The 23,387-nt window shown below is 65.1% G+C and carries 22 protein-coding genes; 12 read left to right on the top strand and 10 right to left on the bottom strand.

The features are described 5' to 3' along the window. Positions 1-150: 150 nt before the first annotated feature. The 3 genes from RJT37_RS20685 to RJT37_RS12675 all read left to right on the top strand — a co-directional run bounded on the left by RJT37_RS20685 (position 151) and on the right by RJT37_RS12675 (position 2,463). The gene (locus RJT37_RS20685) at positions 151-315 is read left to right on the top strand and encodes a DUF7563 family protein (protein WP_425604731.1); all 165 of its coding nucleotides are present in this window, start codon (positions 151-153) and stop codon (positions 313-315) included. A gap of 92 nt (positions 316-407) precedes the next feature. Continuing rightward, complete coding sequence (locus tag RJT37_RS12680; protein ID WP_313684972.1) at positions 408-2,153, top strand: MutS-related protein; 1,746 nt, start codon at positions 408-410, stop codon at positions 2,151-2,153. A 49-nt stretch (positions 2,154-2,202) separates the two neighbouring features. Further along, positions 2,203-2,463 carry a hypothetical protein gene (locus RJT37_RS12675; protein WP_313684970.1) on the top strand — a complete coding sequence of 87 codons (261 nt, stop codon included), beginning with the start codon at positions 2,203-2,205 and terminating at the stop codon, positions 2,461-2,463. Positions 2,464-2,553: 90 nt separating this feature from the next. Here the strand turns inward: RJT37_RS12675 and RJT37_RS12670 are convergent, their stop codons facing one another. From RJT37_RS12670 to RJT37_RS12650, 5 genes are read right to left on the bottom strand one after another with little or no spacing between them, the layout of a single operon-like run. Continuing rightward, positions 2,554-3,438 carry a CheF family chemotaxis protein gene (locus RJT37_RS12670; protein WP_313684969.1) on the bottom strand — a complete coding sequence of 295 codons (885 nt, stop codon included), beginning with the start codon at positions 3,436-3,438 and terminating at the stop codon, positions 2,554-2,556. A gap of 6 nt (positions 3,439-3,444) precedes the next feature. Continuing rightward, positions 3,445-4,287: a CheR family methyltransferase gene (locus tag RJT37_RS12665; RefSeq protein ID WP_313684968.1), complete on the bottom strand. Its 843-nt coding sequence runs from the start codon at positions 4,285-4,287 to the stop codon at positions 3,445-3,447. Beyond that, a complete protein-coding gene (locus RJT37_RS12660; protein ID WP_313684966.1) occupies positions 4,287-6,923 on the bottom strand; it encodes a chemotaxis protein CheA in 2,637 nt (878 codons plus the stop codon). The genes RJT37_RS12665 and RJT37_RS12660 overlap by 1 nt, the downstream gene beginning before the upstream one ends. Before the next feature lie 3 nt (positions 6,924-6,926). Then, the gene (gene cheB, locus RJT37_RS12655; protein ID WP_313684965.1) at positions 6,927-8,129 is read right to left on the bottom strand and encodes a chemotaxis-specific protein-glutamate methyltransferase CheB; all 1,203 of its coding nucleotides are present in this window, start codon (positions 8,127-8,129) and stop codon (positions 6,927-6,929) included. Then, complete coding sequence (locus tag RJT37_RS12650; protein WP_313684963.1) at positions 8,126-8,263, bottom strand: hypothetical protein; 138 nt, start codon at positions 8,261-8,263, stop codon at positions 8,126-8,128. The genes cheB and RJT37_RS12650 overlap by 4 nt, the downstream gene beginning before the upstream one ends. A gap of 142 nt (positions 8,264-8,405) precedes the next feature. Between RJT37_RS12650 and RJT37_RS12645 the strand changes: the two genes are divergently transcribed. Next, on the top strand, positions 8,406-8,894 hold the full coding sequence (locus tag RJT37_RS12645) for a chemotaxis protein CheW (protein ID WP_313684962.1): 489 nt from the start codon (positions 8,406-8,408) through the stop codon (positions 8,892-8,894). 4 nt (positions 8,895-8,898) lie between these two features. Here the strand turns inward: RJT37_RS12645 and RJT37_RS12640 are convergent, their stop codons facing one another. Continuing rightward, positions 8,899-10,470, bottom strand: a complete 1,572-nt coding sequence (locus RJT37_RS12640; RefSeq protein ID WP_313684961.1) for an MFS transporter — start codon at positions 10,468-10,470, stop codon at positions 8,899-8,901. A gap of 74 nt (positions 10,471-10,544) precedes the next feature. Here RJT37_RS12640 and RJT37_RS12635 point away from each other — a divergent pair, with 74 nt between their 5' ends. Further along, positions 10,545-11,057 (top strand): metal-dependent hydrolase, encoded by a 513-nt coding sequence (locus RJT37_RS12635; RefSeq protein WP_313684960.1) that lies wholly within the window; start codon positions 10,545-10,547, stop codon positions 11,055-11,057. Between the two features lie 95 nt (positions 11,058-11,152). Beyond that, positions 11,153-11,347, top strand: a complete 195-nt coding sequence (locus RJT37_RS12630) for a cold-shock protein (RefSeq protein WP_313684958.1) — start codon at positions 11,153-11,155, stop codon at positions 11,345-11,347. A gap of 244 nt (positions 11,348-11,591) precedes the next feature. Here RJT37_RS12630 and RJT37_RS12625 read toward each other — a convergent pair whose 3' ends face one another. Continuing rightward, a complete protein-coding gene (locus tag RJT37_RS12625) occupies positions 11,592-13,139 on the bottom strand; it encodes a cryptochrome/photolyase family protein (RefSeq protein ID WP_313684956.1) in 1,548 nt (515 codons plus the stop codon). A 345-nt stretch (positions 13,140-13,484) separates the two neighbouring features. On the opposite strand from RJT37_RS12625, the gene RJT37_RS12620 reads away from it, so the two are divergent. The 5 genes from RJT37_RS12620 to RJT37_RS12600 all read left to right on the top strand — a co-directional run bounded on the left by RJT37_RS12620 (position 13,485) and on the right by RJT37_RS12600 (position 18,820). Further along, the gene (locus RJT37_RS12620; protein ID WP_313684954.1) at positions 13,485-14,072 is read left to right on the top strand and encodes a response regulator transcription factor; all 588 of its coding nucleotides are present in this window, start codon (positions 13,485-13,487) and stop codon (positions 14,070-14,072) included. Between the two features lie 341 nt (positions 14,073-14,413). After that, positions 14,414-15,031 (top strand): SRPBCC family protein, encoded by a 618-nt coding sequence (locus RJT37_RS12615; protein WP_313684952.1) that lies wholly within the window; start codon positions 14,414-14,416, stop codon positions 15,029-15,031. A 51-nt stretch (positions 15,032-15,082) separates the two neighbouring features. Then, entirely contained in the window at positions 15,083-15,574 is a 492-nt protein-coding gene (locus tag RJT37_RS12610) for a (2Fe-2S)-binding protein (protein WP_313684950.1), read from the top strand. Position 15,575: 1 nt separating this feature from the next. Further along, on the top strand, positions 15,576-17,951 hold the full coding sequence (locus RJT37_RS12605; protein ID WP_313684948.1) for a xanthine dehydrogenase family protein molybdopterin-binding subunit: 2,376 nt from the start codon (positions 15,576-15,578) through the stop codon (positions 17,949-17,951). Beyond that, on the top strand, positions 17,951-18,820 hold the full coding sequence (locus RJT37_RS12600; protein ID WP_313684946.1) for an FAD binding domain-containing protein: 870 nt from the start codon (positions 17,951-17,953) through the stop codon (positions 18,818-18,820). Before RJT37_RS12605 ends, RJT37_RS12600 begins: the two co-directional genes overlap by 1 nt. Positions 18,821-19,009: 189 nt before the next feature. Here RJT37_RS12600 and RJT37_RS12595 read toward each other — a convergent pair whose 3' ends face one another. Then, entirely contained in the window at positions 19,010-19,810 is an 801-nt protein-coding gene (locus RJT37_RS12595; RefSeq protein WP_313684944.1) for a creatininase family protein, read from the bottom strand. Positions 19,811-19,890: 80 nt separating this feature from the next. Then, positions 19,891-21,024: a bactofilin family protein gene (locus RJT37_RS12590; protein ID WP_313684942.1), complete on the bottom strand. Its 1,134-nt coding sequence runs from the start codon at positions 21,022-21,024 to the stop codon at positions 19,891-19,893. A 116-nt stretch (positions 21,025-21,140) separates the two neighbouring features. Here RJT37_RS12590 and RJT37_RS12585 point away from each other — a divergent pair, with 116 nt between their 5' ends. After that, positions 21,141-22,118, top strand: coding sequence for an aldo/keto reductase (locus RJT37_RS12585; protein WP_313684940.1), 978 nt, complete (start codon positions 21,141-21,143; stop codon positions 22,116-22,118). Between the two features lie 45 nt (positions 22,119-22,163). On the opposite strand, the gene RJT37_RS12580 is transcribed toward RJT37_RS12585, so the two are convergent. Continuing rightward, positions 22,164-23,363, bottom strand: a complete 1,200-nt coding sequence (locus tag RJT37_RS12580) for an MFS transporter (RefSeq protein WP_313684938.1) — start codon at positions 23,361-23,363, stop codon at positions 22,164-22,166. Between the last annotated feature and the right edge of the window lie 24 nt (positions 23,364-23,387).

Genomic DNA, 23,387 nt, shown 5'->3' with positions numbered 1-23,387 from the left:
CGACTGGTATGACCCGCCGATCCGATGACTGCTGAAGCTTGTCAGAGGATATCAGCCGAACCCTACTATCTTAGGGTCCTGTGTTAGGAGTACACACTCGGTAGAGATAGATGGATATGATAGATCGAACCGTCGTCGAGGTGGCCTCCGATGCCTGAATGCCAGAACTGTGGCTCGTTCGTTTCACGCGATTACGTGCGAGTGTTCGCGCCCGAGGGCGTCAAGGACGCGCGGGTGTGCCCGAACTGTGAGGATGCGATCAGGGAGGGTGCAAAAGTGCGAGATGCCCGGGCGCGGCGCGTCTCGTCCCTGTAGACCGCTCCCGTCCCCCGTGACCCGAAGAGCGGCCCCGCGAACCGTCGTGTGAACCGCCAACCTACAAGGTGGTGCCGCGGGACGTCGGGTGTATGCGACTGGAGGACTACTGGGGGGTGGGCCCGAAGACGAGCGAACAGCTCCGGGAGTCGATGGGCATCGAGCGCGCTGTCGAGGCCATCGAAAGCGCCGACATCCGGGCGCTTGCAGAGGCTGGTCTCCCGCGGGGCCGGGCGGTCCGGATCCTCCGCCGGGCGAACGGCGCTACGGGAATCGAAACCCTCGGGACGCGAGACACCCGCGAGGTGTACGACGAACTGCTCGAACTGGCGAGCCAACACGCGTTGACGGCGCACGCCGCAGACCGAATCCGCGTCCTGACCCCACTGCCCGACGTCGAAGACCGTGAGGAACGGCTCGACCGAGTGCTTGCGGCCCGCGACGCGTGGCTCGGACTCGACGACGAGGAGCGCGACGCCGTTCGCTCGGCGTTCGCCTCCTACGACGAGGCCGACGGCTCCGACCGCGCGGCCGTGGAGACAGCGTTGGAACTCCGCGAAGCGGGGCTCCGCGGCGAAACCTTCGAATCGCTCGAAGTCCTCGACGACGACGCGCTCTCGGCGGCGGCCGACGCGCTGGGGACCGTCTCCGAGGACGGATCGGTCGCCACAGGGGTCGACGACGAACTCGACCGGCTCCGTGACCGCCGCGACGAGGTCGCTGCCCTCCAGTCGAGTGCGCTGGACGTCCTCGAATCCGTCCGCGAGCGCGGGGTGCGGTCCTTCGAGGAGTTCCGCGCGGCATTCGTCGAATACGTCGCCGCCGAAACGGACGTGCCCCGCGGCCGCGTCGAGGCCGCCGTCGCCGAGGACGCCCGCGACGAGGCGGACTTCGCGGCGACGTCGCTCCGGAACCTTCTGGCGGAACTCGACGAGGAGGTCGACGAGCGCGAGGCGACCGTCGCCGCGGACCTGCGCGAGTCGGTCGAGGAAGCCCGCCGGGACGTCGACGTCGCCGTCGCGGCCGTCTCCGACATCGCGTTCGAAATTTCGCTGGGTCGATTCGCCGCCGCCCACGAGTTAACCCGCCCGCGACTCGTCGACGACGGACTCGCCGTCGCCGGCGCCCGCAACCTCACGCTCTCCGGGGACGTCCAGCCCGTGAACTACGCGGTCGGGGCTCACGAACTGAACCTCGCCGGCGAATCGCCGCCCTCGGACGACCGGGTCGCCGTCCTCACAGGCGCCAACTCCGGCGGGAAGACGACGCTCTTGGAGACGCTCGCACAGGTCGTCCTGCTGGCAGCGATGGGGTTGCCTGTCCCCGCAGAACGCGCCGAAGTCGGTGGGTTCGACACCGTCGTGTTCCACCGCCGGCACGCGAGTTTCAACGCGGGGGTCCTGGAATCCACGCTGAAGTCGATCGTGCCCCCGCTGTCGACCGGCGACCGGACGCTGATGCTCGTCGACGAGTTCGAGGCGATCACCGAACCCGGCCGCGCGGCGGACCTCCTGAACGGCCTGGTCGATCTGACCGTCGACCGCGGCGCGCTCGGGGTCTACGTCACCCATCTGGCCGACGATCTGAGCCCGCTCCCGCCGGAGGCTCGCATCGACGGGATCTTCGCTGAGGGCCTGACCGAGGACCTGGAACTCAGAGTCGACTACCAGCCCCGCTTCGGGACGATCGGCAAATCGACGCCGGAGTTCATCGTCTCCCGACTCGTCGCGAACGCCCGCGATCCTGTGGAACGACAGGGGTTCGAGGCACTCGCGGCCGCTGTGGGCGAGGAGGCAGTCCAGCGGACGCTTTCGGACGCCGCGTGGTCGGACGGATGAACCGGGGTATGACCCTGATTTATATCACCGCCCCACGTTACACTTAGGGATGAGTGAACCATTTACTGACACGGAGGCGGAGACGAGCGAGTGGGTCGACGTCCGGATGACGGACCCCGAGAAGAGCGAGTGGGACGTGGATTTCGTCGTTGCGGAGGGCAGCGTCGAGTACATCGACCTCCGAATCCGTCCCGACCTCCTCTCGGCGTTCTTGGACTGTCTCATCACCGATGTCGGCGACGACAGGGCCCGCGAGTTGCTCGCAGGCGCCGCCGAACGCAACGGTATCGATCTCGTCGGCGAGGAGTGAGCCGACAGCGACCCTGGCAGCGAAAGTGAGCCGGCAGGGCTTCCGACTCGCCCGAGCGGAGCGATAGCGATCCCCACTCGCAGCCGACGCTCACATCTCGGCGCCCTGCTCGTCGATCGCGTCGGCCGCAATCGACCGCCCGCGGGCGTTCAACTCGACCTCGTGACGGACGCGCACCTCGTCGAGGACGTCGTGGTCGATGAGTCTGACGAACAGTTCCTCGACCTCGTCGACGTCGATGCCGAGGAACGCGGGGATGTCGAACGGCGAGACGCCGGAGTACAGCGCCATCAGCACCTGTTTGTCCTGCTGAGAGAGGTCCAGCGAGGTCTCGGTCTGCTCGTCGCCGATCTGCAGCAACGATTTCAGGTTGTCGACCGCGTCCTTGGGTCCGGAGATGTACGTCTGGACGCTCGTTCCCTCGTCGTCGGAGTGTTCGACCTCGATGACCTCACGCTGCTCTTCGCGGACGGTCCGCCGGCCCATCTCGATGTCGCCGATGTCGTCGAGTTTGACCTCGACGAACGTGCCGTTGACCGTCGCGATGCTGACCGACTCTTCTTCGACTTTCATCCGCGCACCCTCCCACTCGGTGTTCTGGACGACGCCGCCCTCGACGGCGGGGTGCCGGATCAGGAACTTCGTCGACGACAGCAGCGCGTCGTAGAACTCCATCTCGAACTCCTCGTAGTCGGCCGGCGCGACGAGAATGACGTTCTCCCCGTTGTCGAACTGCAACGCCAGGTAATCGGAGACGGTCGCGACGCGCTGGTTGACGTCGAACCGACCGCCGACGCGGTCGATCGCCGACAGCGGGAAGGTGCGTTTGCCGCCGGTACCGGCCAGGACGATCCGACGGTTCGAAAGCAGTATGCGCCCGTTTGTCCAGGCCGCGTCGTTCCGCTCTCGACCGTCCCGGATCGCCTGCAGGAACCGGCCGCGCGTGTCCGCAATCTTCGTCTCGCCGGATTTCACCTCAGCTCACCCCCGAGAGTCACCCGGCTCGCCCTCCCCGGTATCGCGGTAGATTCGGAGTCGTTTCTCGACCGGGTCGAACTGATCCCGACAGGAGGCCGGGATCGTCTCGGTCATCCCGATCGTCAGGTACCCGCGGGGCTTGACGGCGGAGCCGAGCGTCTCAAAGATAGCCTGTTTCGCCTCCCGATTGATGTAGATGAAGAGGTTCCGACAGATGACGAGATCGAACGTCCGCGGTGGATCCTCCTGCACGAGATCGTGACGCTCGAACGACACCAGATCGCGCACCTCGTCGGTGACGCGGTAGGTGTCGCCGTCCTGCTCGACGTACCGTTCGTAGTCGCTCAGCGGTTCGAGTTGCGACTTGAGGTCGTTCGTTTCCGACGCCTCGTACTCACCCCGACGGGCTGCACGGAGAATCTCCGGTTTGATGTCGGTTCCGAGGATGTTCACTTTCCTCGCGTCCACACGGTCGTCGTCGAGAGCGAGCATCGCGACGGAGTACGCCTCGCGGCCGTCCGAACTGGCCGCGCTCCAGACGTTGATCCGCCGCTCGTCGTTCAGTTCGGCCAGGATGTCCCGGATTCCTTCCCAGACGTCGGGGTTCCGGAAGAAGCTGGTCACGTTGACGGAAAGCGCGTTCAAAAGCGCCTCCTGCTCGTCCCTATCGTCCGTCAGCAGGTCGAGGTACTCGTCGTACTCGTCGACGTGACGGCGGCGCATCCGCGCGGAGATGCGGCGGTCGAGGTACGAGCGGTTGTAGACGCTGGTCGCAAACGACAGCGACGACTCGACGTACGAGAGCAGTTCATCGAAGTCGTCGTCGCCCTCGGCTTCCAGCGCCATCAGTCAGCCACCCCTTCGGCCTCGGCGCCCTCATCTTCCTCCAGGGGCACCCACTGTCTGCGAGCCTGTTTGCCCTCGTCTGGGATGCGCAGGGAGTTCACATCCAGGATTGGGACGACGTTGCCGTCGCCGACGACGGCCGTCCCGGAGAGTCCCTCGGTTCCGCGGAGCGGCCCCTGCAGCGGGGTGACCACGACCTCCTCCTGCCGGGAGACGCCCTCACACTGGAGCGCGACCTGCCGGTCGGCGGGCCGGATCCGCACGACCATCCCGTCGTCGATCGGATCGGTCTCCAGATCCAGCGCCTCCCGGAGTCTGATCAGCGGGAAGATGCGCTCCTCGTGGACGATCACCTCCGCGCCGTCGACGCGCTGGATGCGCGTCTCCCGGGAGATCTCGTCGATGTACTTGATCGGGACGCCGAACTCCCGGTCGCCGACCTCGACGAAGAGCACCTTGATGATCGCGACCGACACCGGCAGCCGGATCGAGACCGTCGTCCCCTCGCCGAGGGTGCTGTCGACGTCGACCGACCCGTCCAGGGATTCGACGGTGGTCTTGACGACGTCCATCCCGACCCCGCGGCCGCTGACGTCGGTAATCTCCTCGTTCGTCGACAGACCGGGATGGAAGATGAAGTCGTAAATCTCCTCGTCTGGCAGTTCCGCGAGTTCCTCGCGGGTCCGGATTCCCTCTTCTGCGACCGTCTCGCGGAGGGCGTCGGCGTCGATCCCGCCGCCGTCGTCCTCGACGGTGATGACGACGGTGTCGTGTTCGCGCTCGGCGCGGAGTTCGACCGACCCCATCGCGGGTTTGCCGATCGCCTCGCGCTCCTCCGGCGCCTCGATCCCGTGATCGACCGCGTTCCGGAGCACGTGCATCAGCGGATCGGAGATCTCATCGAGGATCGTCCGGTCGAGTTCGATGTTCTCGCCCTCCACGGAGAAGTTCACCCGCTTTTCCTCCTCGCGGGCGAGATCGCGAACGAGCCGCGGGAACTTGTCGAACACCTTCTTCAGCGGGATGAGCCGCATGTCCATCACGGTGTCCTGAAGGTTCGAGGAGATCTTGTCCAGTTCGTCGAGCGTGTCGCGGCCGCCCGCGGAGGTCCCCTCCTCGACGGCCTGCCGGAGCTTGATCCGGCTCGTGACCAGCTGTTCGACCAGGCTGTGGAGCTCGTCGAGCTGGTCGACGTCGACGCGGACCGACTTCACCTCCGAGATCGACGGCGTCGACTCGCCCCCGTCCGGGTCGTCGTCCTCGTCGTTTGATTTCGGGCCGCCCGATCCGCCGCTGTCGTCCGTGTCCGAGCTATCGGCGTCAGCTGCATCAGCCTCGTCTTCGGACGCTTCCGTCCCGGATGCTTCGGAGCTCGCTGCCCCGTTTCTGGATCCGCTGGCAGTTCCAGACGCCGATTCGTCCGGATCTGAGCCATCCGTGGTTGCGCTCTCGTCGCCCGTGGAGTCCGCCGCCGCGGTGTCGTCAACACTGCTTCCTGCGTCCGCCCCATCGCCCCCGGGTGCCGCTCCGCCGCCGCTCGCCTCCCCGCCCGTCTCGTCCGTCCTCTCGGAGGAGTAGGCGTCGACGACGGCGTCGACCGCCGCGGCGGCAGAGTTCGGGTCGACGTCGCTTTCGGGCACAGAGTTGCCGGCCGGTGCTGTATCGGCGGTTTCGTCGCGGGCGTCAGTGGGAGCCGCGTTGCCGGCCGAACTGCCGTCGTTAGCCGATCCTTCGTCGCTCGAACTGCCGCCGTTCGCTAATCCTTCGTCGGCCGAATCGCTGTCGGCTGCCGATCCTTCGTCGGCCGCCGACTCCGGGACGTCGCCGTCGAGGAACGCACTCACGTCGGTGAGCGAGACCGACTCGACCTTCCAGAGATCGCGGAGGATCGCATCGAGTTCGTCCTCCGCCTCGTCGGCGACGAAGACGACAAAGGTCTCGCCGAAGTCGCCCTCCTCGATCCGGTCGAGGCTCGGCTTGGCGCCGACCACAGCCAGGTCTTCGGGGAGACCGTCGACGAACAGGCCGCCGTCGACGCCTTTCATCTCGCCCGCATCGAGCGCGACTTCCGCGTGAAAGAGCGACTCGGCGTCGGCGAGCGCGGGATCCTCGGGATCGAGCACCTCCGCGGCGCGTTCGAGCTCCTCGCTGGATTCCGGCGTCTCTTCTGCGTCCGTCGTATCGTCGGCGTCTTCCGCACCGTCGCTCGCTGCGTCCGCTCCGTCGGTACCGGCCGCGTCGGACTCGTCGCTACCTGACTCCGGTTCGGCCGCTGCGCGGATCTCGTCGACGAGAGCGCTCGGATCGCGAGTGGACTCCCCTTCTTCCTCGATCTCGTGGAGGATGTCGAGGATCTCGTCCATCCCGTCGAAGACCAGATCCATCCGCTCGTGGGTAACTTCGATCTCCCCCTGTCGGACGGCGTCGAGCAGATCCTCCACCGCGTGGGCGACCGTCGAGGCGTTGTCGAACCCCATCGCCCCGAAGTTGCCCTTGAGGGTGTGTGCCTGCCTGAAGATGTCGTCGATCGCCTCCTCGTCGTCCGGGTTCGCCTCCAGATCCAGCAGGGAGTTGTTCAACTGCGTGATGCTCTCTTCCGACTCCGTGATGAATTCCTGGTAGAGTTCCTCGTCCATCTGTCAGTCCTCCGCGAAGTACTGCAGTGCGCTCTCGGCGATCTCCTCGGCCGGTGCGACCGTATCGACGCGTCCCGTTTCGATCGCCCGCTTCGGCATCCCGAAGATGGCAGAGGTCGCTTCGTCCTGGGCGATCGTGTGCCCCCCGGCGTCGGCGGTGCGGCCCATCCCGTCGACCCCATCCCGGCCCATCCCGGTGAGCAGGACGGCACACAGCGGGTGTGCGGCGTTCTCTGCCGCGGACGCCATCGCAACATCGACCGCCGGTCGGACGCCGTGGATCGGCTCCGTCTCGGTCAGTTCCAGGCGGAGTCGCCCGTTCCGATCACCGCTGACGACCAGATGATGGCCGCCGGGAGCGACCCGTGCCTCGCCGGGGCCGATCCGCTCGCTCTCGTCGGCCTCCCGGACTTCGTACTCCGATTTGTCGTCCAGCCGGGCCGAAAACCGACTCGTGAACCCCTCGGGCATATGCTGTACGACGAGGACACGGAGGTTCGCAGCGCGCGGGAGCCCCGAAAGCACGCGTTCGACCACGTTCGGGCCGCCGGTCGAGGCGCCGATCACCAGCGTCCCGGCGTCGGGGTAGGTCCGGCCTGCGGGCGCCGCGGCCGTCGAGTCCGTCCCGCCCGTCGTCGGCGCGGACGACGCCGTCGCCTCACTCTTTGCACCGCCCGCGGTCGCCGTCCCGGCACGTCCGGCCGAGGACGCCGACGCCGTCGACGCCGACGACCCGGCGGACGCGCTCGCCGACGACATCCGCGTGTCCGCCGAGAGGTCGACTCTGGCCGCGGACTCGACTTTCTCGACCAGCTCCCGCTTGACGGACGGCATCGACGACGTCACCTCGCCGCCCGGCTTGGTGACGAAGTCGACCGCGCCGCGGTCCAACGCCTCGAAGGTGACGTCCGCGTCCTCCTCTGCGTGTGCGGACAGCATCAACACGGGCGTCGGGTGCTCGTCCATAATGGCTTCGACGGCCTCGATGCCGTTCATCGTCGGCATCTCGATGTCCATCGTCACCACGTCGGGGTCGTGTTCGACGACCGCATCCACGGCTTCCGACCCGTCGTCGGCCTCGCCGACGACCTCGATGCCGCCCTCCTCGAGCAGCCGTCGAATCAGCGTCCGCATAAACCGCGAATCGTCGACGATGACCGCCCGGGTCGCGGATCCGCGCCCCCCGGATTCCGAAGCCGTGCTCATCGCATCGACGCCTCCGTCACGGCGCCGATCCTAAACCGGACCGCGTGCGTCGGATGCGCGGCCCGGACCGTCGGCGGCTCCCGTCGTACCGCAGGTTCCGTCGGTCGACCCGCGTCGTGCTCGTGCCCGCTCATCTCGATTTGCACTTTCCAACTGGGGAACTTAAGCGCTCGCCGGTGAAAATCAGGCCTGATAACGGCGGCCGTACATTTATTGATGCCGTGTGCTCCTTCGGAAACAACGACCGGCGGCGGAGGCGTCGCCGGAGAACCCCCTATGTCACAGGAACAAACCGCAGCGGCGGGCGTCACCCGCGCCGCCGCAGACGACGACTCAGAACCCGCGGCCGAACAGATGCAGGTCCTCGAGTTCGAGCTGGGTGGCGAGCGCTACTGCGTCGACATCGACTACGTCTCCGAAATCGTCGACCGAGGCTCCGTCACGAAGGTGCCCAACGCCCCCGAGTTCGTGGAGGGCGTGATGGACCTCCGCGGGCGAACCACCTCCATCGTCAACCCGAAAACGCTCCTGAACGTCGAGGGTGACGACACCGAGGCGGGGCGGATCGTGATCTTCGATGCGAGCAAATTCGAAGACGAGGCAGCCGTCGGTTGGATGGTCGACGAAGTGTTCCAGGTCATTCGCGTCTCGATGGACGACGTCGAGGAACCGCCGATGGAGCGCGGCGACTTCATCGAGGGAATCGTCCGGCGGGAGGACGACCTCGTCGTCTGGATCACGCCGACGAAGGCCACAGAAGCGTAGCCCGTTACTCGCGGAGGGATCGCGCCGTCGTGGGCGACGATTCCGTGGTCCCGCGCAACCCGTCCAATGCGATGACTGTTCCGGCCACGACACAGATTCCCGCCACGAGAAAGGCGGGCAGATAACCGACTGTGTCCGCGAGGGCACCGCCGAGGACGCTCCCGAGTCCGGCACCGAGGCTTCCGATAGCGGTGTAGGCGCCGAGTGCCTCAGCGCGGACGGGCGCGGGCGCCAAGCGCGTGACCAACCCCACTGCAGTGACCGCGATTACCGCCCACGAGGCACCGATCGCTATGAAGAACGCTGCCACGAGGACGAGACCGAGAGGTGGGGCAACGGCCGCTCCGACCACCGCGACGACCGGGAACGCACCGGCGCGGAAGAGCAACGCGCCGACCTGCAGCCTGAACGGGTCGGCGGCGGCAGCGAGTGTCCCGACAGCCGCGTACGAGACGGCTGCAGCCGCAGAGGTGAGGATGAACAGCGCGAACACCTCGTCGGTCGCATAGCCCGCGTCGACGAGGTACGCCGGGAGGGGGGCGAAGAAGGCCGAGAAGCCGGCGAAGAACACGACCGCCGCGAGGAGATACCGGACGAGGGGTCCGGAGAACCGATCGCTCAGCCGTGATCGGATTCCGCGGCCGAGTCCGAGGTCGCGGAGCGACCAGTACATCCGGGTGGGACCGAACGGGATCGCCTGGATCGCCCGTATTCCGGTCCCCTGTGGTGACCTGATGCGCCGGGAGAGCCGCCGGAATCGTTGGTTCGAGATCGTCGGCGGCTCCGGATAACGGTTCAATACCAGTAGAAACCCACCCAAGGTCACGAGCGCACTCCCGATGAAGAAGACCCGTTTCGCAGCCAGGGGCGCCAGTCCGACTCGGGTGCCGGCGAGCGACGACCAGATGCCGCCAGCCACGAGGCCGATCAACCACCCGTAGCCCTGATAGTGGTTCAGCAGTCCGAACCGGCGGTTCCAGTCGGCCGGCCGGTATCCCTCGACGACGACGACGTTGAGTACGGGCGCGGCGGCGGCGACGACAAACCAGAGTGCGGCGTTAGCGATCAGGACAGTCCACGGTGATGCAAGAAACGGCAGAAGGAGGAAGACGATCCCCGTCAATCCGAGCGCAACCAGGATGAACGGTCGTCGACGATCCGTCCGCGTCACGAGCCGGCCCCAGAGGATCGCGCCCGGAATGCCCGCAAACGCTGCCGTCGCGGCCACCAGACTCACGATCAATGCGCCGGCTCCCAGATCGATCGCGTAGAGCGGGACGAGCAGCGAGGCAGCCCCCACCGCAGCGTATCCGAGCGCCCAGCCGTACAGCCACGCGTCCGATCCCGTTTCGTCGGCAGTGACGCCGACGCCGCTCCTGTCGGCCGCTACGATAGCACCGCTTCCGTCAGCCGTAGCATCGACGCCGCTTCCGTCAGCCGTAGCATCGACGCCGCTTTCGTCGGTCGATTCGGTGGCGCCACCGTCAGAGAAGACGGCGCGTACGTCGGATACGCCTTCCGCTTGGGTACGCTCGTTTGGACTTGCCGCAGCCGTCGAGTTCCTCTCTTCGTCCACGTCACGTCGAACACGAGGGGCCCGTATATATTTCAGGCAGGACGCTTTTCCCCGCCCCAGTCCGAGGTAGGTGTATGTACCGCAAGGGCCACTTCGGCGTTTCGCTGCTCGTCTTCTCCCCCATCGCCTTCGTCCTCGTCGCCGTCGAGCAGATCGGCCTGGCGCTCGTCGTCGGTGGGGTGATGGTGTGGCTCTCGATGCTCCCTGACCTCGACCACCGAGTTCCGGGTATCCCACACCGGGGACCCACGCACTCGCTTCTCTTTGCGGCCCTCGTCGGCGCGGTCTTCGCCGGACTGGGGATCGCACTGAAATCAGCAGGTATGGGATCGGAATCGTTCGCGGTCGGCATCGCCGGGGGACTCTCGCTGGCGGTGCTCGGATTCGCCGTCGGGTCGATCTCGGTCGTCGCGCACCTCCTCGGCGACGCGCTCACGCCGGCGGGCGTCAACTTCCTGTGGCCCTTGTCGAGCCGAACGTACACGCTCTCCCTCTGGCGAGCGAACAACACACTCGCGAACTACGGACTGTTCGCCGTCGGAATCTTCGCGACCGGCGCCGCGACGTACCTCGGATTCGCGTTGTGAGACCGTCCGGCGAATCCCGGAAGCCCCCCGAACGGCCCGCTCTCCCGGTCCACGGCACAAATCTTAAATATCGCCTTCTCGTGATACAAACTGCAATGGCGACAGGCACGGTTGCGTTCTTTAACGACACAGGCGGTTACGGCTTCATCGAGACTGAGGATTCTGACGAGGACGTCTTCTTCCACATGGAGGACGTCGGGGGTCCCGACCTCGAAGAAGGACAGGAAGTGGAGTTCGACATCGAGCAGGCCGACAAGGGCCCGCGCGCGACGAATCTCCAGCGCCTGTAAGGACGCACCACGATAGCGGCACTGCGGTCGGCGGTTCCGTCGAGTCTCACCACGAACCTCTATTTCTCACGTGACGAGCGCTGAGTATCGCAGGCGTTCGTAGGGCAACCGGTACAGCCGTTCGTCCCACGTTCTTCTCCTTGCTCATACTGTCGGACGTACCTATCTGGAAATTCTCGGCACTACGAGGTGCCGAAATGTTCCACGAACGTACGTCCGACAGTATCAGCCCTCCGAGCGTTCCTCACAACTCGCCGGCTTCGGCCTGCTCTCTGATCTCGGCCACACGCTCCCGGATCGCCGCCCACTCGTCGTCGTCTTTCCGGTCGACGTGTGAGTACATCAGCCCCATCCGGCCGGTCCCGCGAAGCGTCTCCTCGTTGCGTTTCAGGAAGTCCCAGTAGAGGGCGTTGAACGGGCAGGCGTTCTCCCCGGTGGTCTTCGATTTCGCGTACGGACAGTGTCCACAGTGGTCGCTCATCCGGTCGATGTAGTTCGCAGACGACGCGTACGGCTTCGAGGAGAGGACGTCGGTGCCGAACGACCCCATCCCGACGACGTTCGGCGTCGTCACCCAGTGATAGGCGTCGACGAATCCCAGATGGAACCACTCGTTGAGTTCCGCAGGGTCGACGCCGTACAGCAGGGCGAAGTTCGAGAGGACCATCAGCCGCTCGATGTGGTGTGCGTACCCTCGCGTGTGAACGTGGTCGACGGCCGCCGAGAGACAGCGCATCTCCGTCTCGCCGTCCCAGTACACCGGCGGGAGCGACGCCGTCGCACCGAGCCGATTCGCCGACGCCAGTTCCGGCATCGCCCGACGGTAGACGTGGCGCATAAACTCCCGCCACCCGAGCACCTGCCTGACGAAGCCTTCGACGCTGTTGAGCGGTGCGTCCCCGGCTTCGTACGCCGTAACGGCCGCGTCGATCGCCTCCCGCGGGTGCAGCAACCCGAGATTGAGCGACGCCGAGAGCAGCGAGTGACACAGCGCCCACTCGTCGTCGACCATCGCGTCCTGATATGTGCCGAACTCTGGCAACCGCGCCGACACGAACGCGTCGAGCGCGCGCTTTGCCGCGGCCCGGGTCACCGGCCACCGGAAGCCGTCCGGCTCACCCCAGAGGTCGTCGTAGCGCTCGGCTACGAACGATTGGACCCCGCGGGTGATCCGGTCTGGCTCGAACTGCGGCACCTCCGGCGGCGTCCACTCCGGCGGCGGCGTCTCCCTGTTTTCCTCGTCGTAGTTCCACGCGCCGCCGACAGGGTCGCCGTCGTCCATCAGAATACCCGTCTTCCGGCGGACGTGGCGGTACCAGTTTTCCTGTCGGTAAGGGCCGACGTTCACCGGATCGTCGTCACCGTCGCTTGCGGATTCGCCATCGGATCGGCCGTCATCGGCCCACGCCTCGAACGTCTCGCGGGTCGTCAGAAACAGGTCGTTTTCGACCAGCGTCAGCGTGCCGTCGCGGTCGGCCACTAGCTGCTGCCGACGTTCGTCCGACCCGTGGCTGGGCGATCGCATCCCCACGAGTTCGTCGTTGGGATTCGCCGCGAAGTAGCGATCGAGCGCGTCTCCGAACGTCTCCGCCTGCAGATATGTGACGTCGTAGCCACGGTCACGAAGGGCGTCACGGAAGTGACGCATCGCGCTGAACACCAGCGTGAGCTTCTGCGGGTGGTACCGATGCCGCTCGGCGAACGCGTGCGCTTCGATCAGCAGGACGCGCTCTGCGGACTGTAGCGGAGCAGCCTCCGGATAGAGTTGATCCCCGAGGAGCCAGACTGTCATTACCGAGGGTTTGCAAGGCGGCGTAAAAACCACCACGGCCGTTCCACGTCGGCGTCGCATCGTGTCTCAGCCGCCGACGGAAACAACGATCCGTCGCATCCTCTAGTAGCGTTCGCAACTGGTGGCTCATCCGATCGCAAGACCGCGTGCGATCACGTGAGCGAAGACTTGCGAACGCTACTATAGTGGTGATACTGTCGGCTGCCGGTCCGTGAAGATTTCCACGACCCCGGAGTCGCGAATATCTTGAAACAGTGACAGCCGCCGGTATGAGAACCCCCCCGCAGTGTAGGACTCGGGGACAAGAATTTAGATGGCGGCCTCCGTCGAGGTCGATAACGAGCTATGGACAGTTCCACACCCCGGATTGTCGTGGTCGAAGACGAGACCGATCTGGCGGAACTCTATGCTATCTATCTCTCGGACGAGTACGACGTCGAGACGGCGACCGACGGCGAGTCCGCCCTGTCGATCATCGACGAAGACACTGACGTAGTTCTCCTCGACCGGCGGATGCCGCAGATGACCGGCGACGAGGTGCTGGGAGAGATCAGATCCCGAGGGATCGACTGCCGTGTCGCGATGATCACGGCAGTCGAGCCCGACGTCGACATCGTCGAGATGCCGTTCGACGACTACCTGGTGAAGCCCGTCACCCGGGAGGACCTCCAGAGTCTCGTGGAGGTGCTGCTCCGACGCTCCGACTACGACAGTCGAACACAGGAGTTCTTCCAACTGGCCTCGAAGAAGGCCGCCCTCGAATCCGCTCCCGACGTCACTGTCGAGGAGGAAGCGGAGTACCAGGAACTGAAAGATCGAATGGAGAAGATCCGAGCCGACCTCGACGAGCAGCTCGCGGAGTTGAGCGACGAGGACTTCCGGACCGCATTTGCATCGTTTCCCGACATCGAGATGGACGACGATCCGACGTAGGCGCTCTCCTGAGGAAGGTCGGTGCGCCTCCGGGACATTCTCTTCCGAAGACGGCAAATCTGCTGTTGAGTGGTCTCACCGGCTACTGGTGAGTGCTTCCCCCGATGACGGCGCTTACCGGGAAGCCCCGAGAACGATCAACGCGCTACCTTCAGCATCACCAGGGCCGCTAAAATAGTAGCAAGCTTCTCCCGGGGCGACTGTCTGATGAATCTCCGTGAGGAGCGGCGGCCGGTGGAGGTGATCTATCCTCTCCTGTGGCGCGTTTTGATCACAAGACACGCGTTAGTTTTATTGAACTGATGATCTGTAATATGTAGTATGGTATCAAAGGCTCAATTATGAAATTCGATGGAACCTTCGAAATCGATAATGTCTCCCTCGAGGAAGTCTGGCTGGCGCTTTCAGATCCCTATATGATCAAAGCGTCCCTGCCGGGCTGTCAATTCCTCGTTCCGGTCGAAGACGGTGGGGACGTAGACTTCGAGCAGCTTCGGACGGAAGCAGAAAACGACGGAGAGGATCCGCCGATCCTCCCGGACGCAACACCCGAGGACGTCGCTGAACGGGCCTTTGTGGAAGGGAACACGTACGCCACGCTCATCGAACTCAGTGTCGGGAACGTGAAACCGAGCTTCGAGTCGACGGTTACCATCACAGAACGGGACTTTCCGCGGATGAGCGCAGCAGGCGAAGGCTCAGCTGCGAACAGCGCCTTCGAGATGTCGGCGTGGATGGAGCTTTCGGAGGTCGAAGACGGCGTCGCTGTCGAATGGGAAGCTGAAGCGGACGTGTTCGGCAAGATCGCACAGCTCGGCGGTCGAGTCATCAAACCGGTGGCCAACCGCGTCGTCAAACGGTTCTTCGACCAGGTTGCCGACCGCCTGAAGGAAGTCGGCGATGCGGCCGAGGAGGAAACACAGAGCAGTCTCCGTGACCGGGTGTCAGGATTGTTCTGACACCATCCGAGCTACCGCAACGAATACAAAAATGTTCAAAGATACACTATGATGGAAGAAAAACACGAAATCACACTCGAAGTAAACGGCGAGGAACGGAACTTAAGCGTGACACCGGAGACGCTTTTGGTTCACGCGCTCCGGGAGGAACTGGGCTATACCGGCCCGAAAGTCGGCTGCGAGAGCAGTCTCTGCGGGGCCTGTACGGTCCACGTCGACGGCGACCCGATCAAATCCTGTACGATGCTCGCAGTTCGTGCGGACGGTGCGGAAATCACGACTGTCGAGGGGCTCAGCGACGGCGAAGAGTTCCACCCGCTTCAGGAGACGTTTCAGCAGGAACACGGGCTGCAGTGTGGATACTGCACCCCGGGGATGCTGATGACCGCAACCTCGCTGCTGGAGGAGAATCCAAACCCGTCTCGGGAAGAGATCCGTGAGTCGATCGACGGGAACCTCTGTCGATGTACCGGCTACCAGAACATCGTCAACGCGGTCGAATCCGCAGCAGAGGAACTGTCCAGCCAGGGAGCGGGTGATTAGAATGGCGTCCGAGCAACAAGCAGTCGACGACGTATTCGGATCGACCGTGGAACGGCGAGAGGACTCCTCGCTGCTCACGGGGGAAGCGGAGTTCACGGACGATAAGCTTCCCGACGCTGCTCACGTCTCGATCGTTCGAAGCCAGTACGCTCACGCCCGCATCGAGAACATCGACCTGAGCGAGGCCGAGGCACAAGACGGCGTGATCGCCGCGTTCACCGGCGAAGATATCGAGTCCAGCGGCATCCCAAACAACATCCCGACGGCGTGGATGCTTCCGGGCCTTGTGACACCGCAGTACCGGATTATGGCGACCGACAAAGTCCGTCACACAGGTGACGCGGTCGCCGCCGTCGTTGCTGAAGACCGGTACAAAGCCCACCAGGCCGCCAACCTCGTCGACGTCGAGTATGAGCGTCTCGAATCGGTGACGGAACCGACGGAAGCAGTCGGTGCCGAACCGACGGTCCACGAGGAGGCCGAGGACAACGTGGCATTCGACTTCGAACTCGGCGACAGTGATGCCGTCGACCAGGCATTCGCCGAGGCTGACAACGTCGCGAGTGTCGAACTCGAACAGCCAAAGATCATCCCCAACGCCGTCGAGCCACGAGCCGCGGCGGCTAGCTATAACCCGGGCAGCGACGAGTTGACTCTCTGGATGACATCACAGAATCCGCATATCCACCGGATGCTGCTGTCGACAGCGACGCTCGGGCATCCGGAACACAAACTTCAGGTTATCGCACCAGAAGTTGGTGGCGGATTCGGGAAGAAGATCTATCACTACCCGGACGAGGCCATCACTGCCTGGTGTGCAAAGCAACTCGGACGTGACGTCAAGTGGCAGGCTGCCCGCAGCGAGGACTACGCCACCGGAAGTCACGGACGGGACCACGTCACTGAAGCCGAAATCGCGGTCGACGACGACGGCACAATCCGTGGACTGAGGGCCGAAACGCACGCTGGTCTCGGCGCACACCTCCTCCAGTTCGCGACGGCAACCCCCTCGTACCTCTATGCGACGATCCTCTCGGGCGAGTACGAGATCCCCGCCATCCACTGTCGAGTCGTCGGTGCCTTCACGAACACAGCCCCGGTCGACGCATACCGCGGCGCAGGACGCGCGGAGGGGATCTACGTGACCGAGCGAATCCTCGATGTCGCCGCAAGTGAACTCGGGATGGACCCGACGGAACTCCGACGCAAAAACCTGATTGACCCCGACGATTTCCCCTATGCGTCGCCGGTCGGCGTCCACTACGACAGCGGCGAGTACGAGCGGGCGATGGACCGCGCCCTGGAGTTGATCGACTACGAAGCGCAGCGGGAGCGACAAAAGCGGCTCCGTGAGGAGGAAGACCGGTACCTGGGGATCGGCGTCGCGAACTTCGTCGAGTCGGCAGGGCTCTCACCGTCGAAAGCTGCCGGTGAACTCGGCTCTGTCGTCGGCGGCTGGGAGGCTGGCGTCGTTCGCTTCCATCCCTCGGGGAAGGTCACCGTGTACTGTGGAACCTCGGATCAAGGCCAGGGCCACCGGACGACCCTCGCGCAAGTCGCCGCCCAGGAGCTCGGTGTGCCGCTCGACGACGTCGAAGTCATCGAGGGCGATACCGACGAAGTCCCGCAGGGAATGGGGACCTACGGGAGCCGAAGTGCTCCTGTCGGCGGCGCCGCTGTGTCGACAAGTGCCGAGAAGGTAATCGAAAAAGCTCGATCGATCGCTGCACATCAACTCGAAGCCGACGAGGAAGACGTCGAGTTCGAAGACGGAGAGTTCCACATCGCTGGGGCACCCGATCGTTCGATGAGTATCCAGACGATTGCCCACGAGGCCTACATCAGCCACGATATCCCCGACGAGATGGAACCGGGGTTGGAAGCGACATCCTACTACGACCCCGAGAACTTCACCTTCCCGTTTGGAACCCACATCGCGCTCGTGGAAGTCGAGCCGGAGACTGGCGAGGTCGAGATCGAGCGGTACGTTGCAGTAGACGACTGTGGCGAGCAGATCAACCCGATGATCGTCGAAGGGCAGATACACGGCGGCATCGCCCAAGGGATCGGCGCAGCGCTCCTGGAGTCGGGCGAATACGACGACGAGGGGAACCTCGTCACGGGATCGATGAACGACTACGCCCTTCCGCGCGCGAACGACCTCCCCGAGTACGAGACGGACAGTACGGTGACACCGAGCCCACACAACCCACTTGGGGTGAAAGGCGTCGGGGAGTCCGCAACGATCGGTGCGACACCGACGGTCGTCAACGCCGTTGTCGACGCGCTGGAGCCGTTTGGGATCGATCACCTCGATATGCCGCTCACCAACGAGACAATCTGGTCAGCTGTCCGCGAAAAGGAGGGTGATACATAATGTACCCGTCCTCATTCGAGTATCATACGCCCCAGGACGTCGAGGCGGCCGTCGATCTCCTTGTCGAACACAGCGAAGACGACGTCGAACTGATGGCAGGGGGACACAGCCTCCTTCCGGCGATGAAATCCGGCCTCTCGAACCCGGATGTGATTATCGACGTCGAGGACGTCGATTCCCTGTACGGGATCGACCACGGGGACGAGTCGAGTAGCGTCGGTGCGATGACCACCTACGCGACTGTGGCCGACGACGACGTGCTTGGGCGGAAAACGATCGTCTCGGAGGCTGCCGCCGAGATCGGCGATATGCAGATCCGGAACGCGGGGACGGTCGGCGGGAACATCGCTCACGCCGATCCGGCAGCCGACCTACCTGCCGCAGTCCTCGTCTCCGACGCGACGATTCACGCTCGCGGGCGGGATGGTGAACGGACGATCCCCGCCACCGACTTCTTCGAGATGATGTTCACCACTGCGCTCGCCGAGGACGAAGTCCTCACCCGGATCGAAATTCCACACCTCGAACAGGAGTCGTCGGGGGCGTACATAAAGAAGGAGAGCCCCTCGTCGGGGTACGCGCTGGTCGGCGTCGCCGCAGTGCTGGAGACGGACGGTGAGACGATCACTGACGCCCGTATCGCGGCAAACGGCGCGTTCGATCACGCGATGCGGCTCGGACCCACCGAGGACGTGCTGACCGGCGAACCGATCGACGCGGACCTCGCCGAGCAGGCCGCAGCGCACGCGACCGACGACGTCGAATCCTATATGCTGATGGAAGATACCAACGCCTCCGCGGAGTTCCGGAGCCACCTTCTCGAGGTGTACACGGCGCGGGCGATCGAGACGGCGGTCAGTCGTCTCTGAGAGACGGGAACACCGGCGAGTGAACCCCCTTCTTACTTCGCTCGTCTGTGGGCCGAACCGTGTCCCAGTCCCGATTCCATTCCCCGGATCGATTTCTGGGAGTTTCGCGAGTCCTCGTAGGTTTCTCGCCGAACGGAGCGGCGGGAATCGACGGCGAGGACGATCCTCCCGCTCAGGACTGATCACCCACTACCCACGCCGGCTTCCCGGCTGCGGATCCACGTGGGCCGGCGCCAGCAGGTCCTCGATCGGCCGCTCGTCGAGCCACTCCAGGAGCTGGACGAGTTGCTCCGTGGCCGCCTCGAACAGGCGCTCGCCGATCTCGGGCGTCGCGTCCGTCTGGTCGCCGAAGACGCCGTTCTCGGAGTTCTCGATCGCGTCGTAGAAGGTCCGCGCGCCGTACTTCTGGATGTGTTCGGCGGCGTCGACGTCAGGGAGTCCGTTGTCCCGGGCGGCGGTGAGTTTCTCTTCTCGGACCAGGTCGGGGGCGAGGTGCTGGATCATCGCCGTCTCCTTCGGCCCGCCGTGGGGGCCGTTCCGCTCGAAGACCTCCTCGACGAGGTCCGGGATCGACTCGTCCCACATCCACTCGACCGCATAACACGTGCCGTCGTCGCGAAGGCGTCGGCCGACCTCGCGGAGATGTTGAACGTTGCCGCCGTGGGCGTTGACGTAGACGACCCGGTCGATCCCGTGGTAGGTGAGGTTCCGCGTCAGCGACTCGACGTAGTCGCGGAACTGCGGCGCGTCGACCCACATCGTCCCGTGGAACTGGCGGTGATGCGGACTAACGCCGACGTTGACGGTGGGCGTGCAGAGAAAACCCGTCCGCTCGCTCGCCTCGCGCGCTAACCCCTCGGCGATCAGGTGGTCGGTCGCAAGCGGGAGATGCGGGCCGTGCTGTTCGGTCGATCCGAGCGGGACGATCGCGACCGACTCCTCGGCGACGTAGTCTCCGAGTTCCGGCCAGGTCCGGTCTGCAACGTACATACCGGAGGAAGGCGGCGCGGCGCCAAGAATGTACGCCACGGAGACGGGATGTGGACCGTGACGCCGAACCGACCCGCGAACTATTCGCCACCGACGACGCCGGTGAGATCGTCAGGCTCCGTCTCCGCTCCGCCGCGCCGGTAATCGTACGCCGCGAGCGCGAACGCGCCGAATCCGAGTATGAGGACCACGAACTGGACGAGCCCGCCCACGACCGGGATCGCCTCCAGCAGTCCGACGACCACGACACCGACCAGCAGCGCGGCCCACCGGTTCTCGTAGTCCGCGAGCGACAGCGCATTCGTCCCCACGATCAGCGCCCCGTACACGGACGTCACCCAGAGGAGAAGCAGGAAGGTGACGAGGCCGGCGAGCGAGAGGGGTATGCCGATGATCGTGATAGCCGTGAGCAAAAGCAGGATCGGGACGCCGACGATCGAGAGGAGACCCGTGCCGGCGCTGCGAAGCGCCCGCGACGTGCCTGTCGTGACGAGTCGGCGCGAGAAGGTCGGCACGGCAGCCAGGAGGACCGCACCGAGGAGTAGTTCAGCCAGGCTGCCGTAGAGAGGGCCGACCCAGCCCGGGATATCCGAGAGTGGTGAACTGCCACCGCCGGCCCCGAAGGTGTCAGGACCGGCGAGTTCGACTGAGTCCTGTTGACTGACCGATCCCGAGATGCTCGCATCGTCAGCGACTGTGACGTCCTCGCCGGCGTAGGTGAGCGACCCGCCGACCGTGGCCGTCGAGCCGACGGCCAGCGTGTCAGCGCTGAGCGTGACGTCGCCGTCGACGGCGCCATCGAGGCGGATGTCCGCCGCACCCGCTTCCAGCGCCCCGCCGACCTGGGAACCTTCGCGAAGTTCGAAGGCTGCGGCGCCGACCGAGACGTCGCCGTCGACGGTGCCCTCGATCACGACGCTCCCGGCGGCGGCGTCGAGCGACCCGGTCACCCGTCCCGATTCGGTGACGATGACCGATCCCGCCGACGCCGACACGTCGCCCTCGACAGTGCCTGCGATCACGACCGATGCGGCCGTCGCGTCGATCGATCCTTCGTAGGTTTCGCCGGCGTCGACGCGGACGACGCTGCTGAACTGGCTGTCGCCGTCGACGGTCGACCCGGCCTGCTGTGCACCTGCGACGGCTGGCAGCCCGCCAACCACGAGGAGGGCTACGAGAAGAACTGTGAGTCGTCTGCGGTTGTGTTGCGACATAGTGTCACACGAGAGGGGGACCTCTCGTTGCGGCACTACGACGGTATCCGGTTTAATTGTTGTCAGATCGCTGCAGGGTCGCGTAGCTTTTTGCATCCCCGCTCCGTGACGCCGCTATGGAATATACGACACTCGGTGAAACGGGCACTACCGTCTCGAAGATCTGTCTGGGCTGTATGAGCTTCGGGACGAGCGACTGGCGGGAGTGGGTACTCGACGAAGAGGAGGGCAAAGCACTCGTCGACCGGGCGATCGAACTCGGGGTGAACTTTTTCGACACCGCGAATATGTACTCCGAAGGCGAGTCCGAGCGGGTGCTCGGTGAGGCGCTCTCGAAGTACGACCGCGACCGGTTCGTCGTGGCCTCGAAGGTGTACTTCCAGATGGACGAGGACGATCCGAACTCCGGCGGCCTCTCCCGGAAGGCGATCGAACAGGAACTCGACAACTCACTGGACCGACTGGGAATGGAGACGCTTGATCTCCTCCAAATTCACCGCTGGGACGACGACACGCCGATCGAGGCGACGATGCGGGCGCTCGACGACGTCGTCCGGCGGGGGAAGGCCAGATACATCGGCGCCTCGTCGATGTGGGCCCACCAGTTCGCGGAGGCACAGCACGTCGCCGATCTGGAGGGGTTGACGCCGTTCGCGACGATGCAGAACCACTACAACCTGCTGTACCGGGAAGAAGAGCGTGAGATGCTCCCGCTCTGTGAGAAACAGGGCGTCGGCGTCATCCCGTGGTCGCCGCTGGCCCGCGGGTGGGTGGCGCGTCCACACCAGGAAGCCAGAGCGACCACCCGCGGCGAAACTGACGACCACGCGCACGAACATCCGTATCTCGAAGGCGGGGGACGCGAGATCAACGAGCGCGTGGCCGAACTCGCCGAAGAGAAAGGCGTGAAGATGGCCCAGATCGGGCTCGCGTGGCTGTTTTCTGACGACCGTGTCGACGCCCCGATCGTCGGCACGACGAGCATCGAACACCTCGAAGACGCGGTGGAGGCGCTCTCGATCGACCTCACCGACTCGGAGATAGAGTACCTCGAAGCGCCCTACGAACCGGTCCGGGTCTCCGGCCACGAGTGACCGCTGTCCGGAGCGAGCGTCGTCGAGCACCGGTATCGATCCGCCTCATCCGGGATCGATTTCGGTCTTGGGGCCGGGATCGGAACCGGAAATCCGCCAGACGGCCCGGGCGGCGACGAGTGCGATCCCGACCTCCGAGAGTCCGACTACGAGGAACGCCGCCGTATAACCAGCAGTCGCAGTCGTCGATCCGCCGAGGAGGAAGCCGGCGAGAAAGCCGAGGCTGCCGAAGACGTTGAAGCCGCCGAGCGCCGCGCCACGAGTCTCCGGGGAGGCGACGTCGGTCACGAGCGCCATCGTCGCTGGCGCGACGAGCGCGCCCAGCGCGCCGACGATGGCCATCGCACCGATGGCGAGAACGAGGACGGGTGCGATCCCGACGGCGATGATACCGAGCCCGTAGCAGACAGACCCGACGACGACCGGAACCGCCCGGCCGATCCGATCGGAGAGGACCCCCGCTGGATACTGCAAGAGGGCGAACGGAACGAAGAACGCGGCGAGTGCGAGGCCCGCGCCCGCGGCGTCGAGTCCGAACGACTCCCGGAAGTAGAAGACCCCGACGAGCGCGAAGAACCCCGCCGTCATTCGATCGATGAATCCGAACGCGAACGGCACGAGCAGGGCCGGGCGGCGCCGGATTCGCGTGAACACGTCGCCGACGCGCAGGGGATCCGTGTCCGGCAGGCTCTCAGTCACGGTGAGAAACAGGATCGCGACGGCGACGAGCGTGACCGCGGCGGCGAACAGCGGATAGAGGGGATCGGCGTCCGCGAGCCAGCCGCCGAGTACCGATCCGAGCGCCGCCCCGAGTCCGATCGCGATGCCGGCCGCGCCCATATTCTGCCCGTGGCCCCCTGAGAGATCCGCGAGCGCGGTGATCGAAAGCGAGAAGGCGCCGATCGTCGCCGCGCCGCCGACCAGTCGGATGACGATGACGCCCGCGAACGGAACGCCGATCGTCGGGACCGCCGTCAGGAGCAGATAGCAGGCCGCACCCCCGAGTGCGCCGACGGCAGCGAGCGGCATCCGCCGGCCGACGGCGTCGCTGACGGCGCCCCACACGCTGGCGAAGGTGACGAACGCCGCGAACTCCGCGACGAGAAACCACATCCCCGCCTGGATGGTGTCGTCCCCGCCGAGTGCGACGACGATGTCCTCGACACCGGGGTAGAGAAACACCTGCGAGACGAGTACGCCCCAGACACCGACTGCCAGTCGGATTCGCGTCCCGCGGGGAGTCACAGCGGCGGTTGATGCTCCGAACAA

The organism is Halobellus marinus, from assembly GCF_032113415.1.
Taxonomy (GTDB): Archaea; Halobacteriota; Halobacteria; order Halobacteriales; family Haloferacaceae; genus Haloquadratum; species Haloquadratum marinus.
Note: the sequence above shows the minus strand (reverse complement) of the source record. Positions and strands in the feature narration are given on the sequence as shown.